Raw genomic sequence first — 2,215 nt, forward strand, 5'->3', positions numbered from 1 at the left:
TAGTAATTAACGAAGAGCTATGTAAAGGTTGCATGCTGTGTGTTGCATTCTGCCCAAAGAAGATAATCCTTAGATCTGAGAAGCTTAATAAATATGGTTCTTTCGTTCCTAAAATCACAAAGCCGGAAAATTGTATTGAATGTAGAAATTGCGAGCTTTACTGCCCTGAGTTCGCTGTGAGTGTGGAGAAATGAAACTGAGATTTCTTTCAGGTAACGAAGCTTGTGCCGAAGGCGCTATTTTAGCAAAGTGCAGATTCTTCGCAGGCTATCCTATAACGCCTAGCACTGAGATTGCAGAAAGATTGGCTTTGCGACTACCGCAAGTTGGCGGTAAATTCATTCAAATGGAGGATGAGCTTGCAAGTCTTGCTGCATGCATTGGTGCTTCATGGGCTGGTGCAAAAGCAATGACTGCCACAAGCGGGCCTGGCTTCTCTTTAATGCAGGAAAACATTGGTTATGCAGTAATGACCGAAACCCCTGTTGTAATAGTAAATGTCCAGCGCGGCGGTCCTTCAACAGGACAGGCTACGAGAATGGCGCAAGGCGATGTTATGCAAGCGCGCTATGGTAGTCATGGAGATTATAATTTGATTGTGCTTGCTCCTTTTTCAGCACAAGAATCACTCGACTTAACTATTAGGGCTTTTAATTTAGCTGAAGAGTATAGAACACCTGTAATTCTACTGAGTGACGCTGTTGTTGGACATATCCGAGAAAAAGTTATAATTCCGGAAAAACCAAAAATTATTAATCGTAAGAAGACAAAAAAAGGCACTAAATTTTTCGGCCTTAACGCAGCAATGCCAAAGTTTGGAACAGGCAGTTTCGTGCATGTTACAGGCTCTACGCATCAAGAAGATGGTATGCGAAGGGCGAGTGTCGCTGATGTGCAGAAAAGGATGGTAGAGCATTTCGTAACTAAAATTGAAAATAACAAGGAGAAAATCTTAGAATGGGGAGAAAACTATACCGATGATGCAAAAATTTTACTGGTTTCTTTTGGCTGCAGTGCAAGAGCTTGCTTAGAAGCTGTGAAAAAAGCTAGAGAGAATAACATTAGGCTGGGGTTGTTTAGGGCTATTACTCTATGGCCGAGCCCAGAAAAAAGATTATCAGAATTAAGTGAAAAAGTAGAAAAAATAATATTAGTGCAGCACTCTCTGATAGGCTACAAGCCAGAGGTTGAGCGCATAGTAGGAAGGAAACTATTATTGCTTCCTAAACTTGGCGGCAAACTTCATACAAGCAATGAAATTTTGAGATTTGTAAAGGAGGTAAGATGAAAGAGAAGCCGCAATCATATTACATTAAAAAATATTTCCGCGCTTTGCCAACAACTTTCTGCCAAGGCTGCGGTAACGGAATAATATTGAATGCATTTGCTAGAGCAGTAGAAAATGTTGGTGTAAGTCAGAAAAATATTTTAATTGCAAGCGGTATAGGATGCTCTTCATGGATACCTTCACCCTATTTTAAGTCAGATATTTTGCATACAACCCATGGCAGAGCTATTGCGTTCGCTACAGGCGCTAAAATAGTCAATCCAAGCTTAAAAGTTGTAATTTTTACAGGTAATGGAGATTGCGCCGCAATAGGCGGCAACCATTTAATTCATGCAGCTCGTAGAAATATAGAAATGCTAGTGCTGTGTATCAATAATTTTGTTTACGGAATGACTGGTGGGCAACAAGCGCCTACTACACCAGTTAGAGCATTAACTACGACAACGCCTCAAGGCAATTTAGAAAGACCTTTCGACTTGTGCAAACTTGTAGCTGCTGCTGGCGCCACGTATGTGGCGAGGTGGACTACTTACCATGTAAGGCAATTAATAAAAGCAATTGAAATAGGCTTGCAAAAAAAAGGTTTCTCGTTTATAGAAATAATTTCACAATGCCCCACTTATTACGGGAGAATGAATAATTTTAAAGATGCTGCTGAAATGGTAATGTGGTTCAAAGAGAATTCTTCTGTTAAAGGCGATAGAAAAATTTTGGTCGGAGAATTTGTAAATCTTCCATAATCAATTTTCTTTTTTCTCTAAGAGGAGACACCTGCGGTTTCTCCCTCTACCCTCTTCCCCTGAAGCCCTTTTCTTTTTAGAAAAAAGAGAAGCCCTTCACGGGAAAAGAAAAACATGGGATTTTTTTTCTCTTTCCCTTTTCTTTCTTTCCCTGAAGAGTTTCTTTCTTTTTCTAAAAGAAAGAAAG

Annotated in this window: 3 protein-coding genes; all 3 read left to right on the top strand. The window is 40.0% G+C overall.

What is annotated here, in order from left to right:
- Positions 1 to 5: 5 nt before the first annotated feature.
- From QMD21_06970 to QMD21_06980, 3 genes are read left to right on the top strand one after another with little or no spacing between them, the layout of a single operon-like run.
- Positions 6 to 194: a 4Fe-4S binding protein gene (locus tag QMD21_06970; protein MDI6856501.1), complete on the top strand. Its 189-nt coding sequence runs from the start codon at positions 6 to 8 to the stop codon at positions 192 to 194.
- Positions 191 to 1,288 (top strand): 2-oxoacid:acceptor oxidoreductase subunit alpha, encoded by a 1,098-nt coding sequence (locus QMD21_06975; GenBank protein ID MDI6856502.1) that lies wholly within the window; start codon positions 191 to 193, stop codon positions 1,286 to 1,288. The genes QMD21_06970 and QMD21_06975 overlap by 4 nt, the downstream gene beginning before the upstream one ends.
- Positions 1,285 to 2,028, top strand: a complete 744-nt coding sequence (locus tag QMD21_06980; protein ID MDI6856503.1) for a thiamine pyrophosphate-dependent enzyme — start codon at positions 1,285 to 1,287, stop codon at positions 2,026 to 2,028. The genes QMD21_06975 and QMD21_06980 overlap by 4 nt, the downstream gene beginning before the upstream one ends.
- The last annotated feature ends 187 nt before the right edge of the window (positions 2,029 to 2,215 follow it).

It is taken from the genome of Candidatus Thermoplasmatota archaeon, assembly GCA_030018475.1.
Taxonomy (GTDB): domain Archaea; phylum Thermoplasmatota; class JASEFT01; order JASEFT01; family JASEFT01; genus JASEFT01.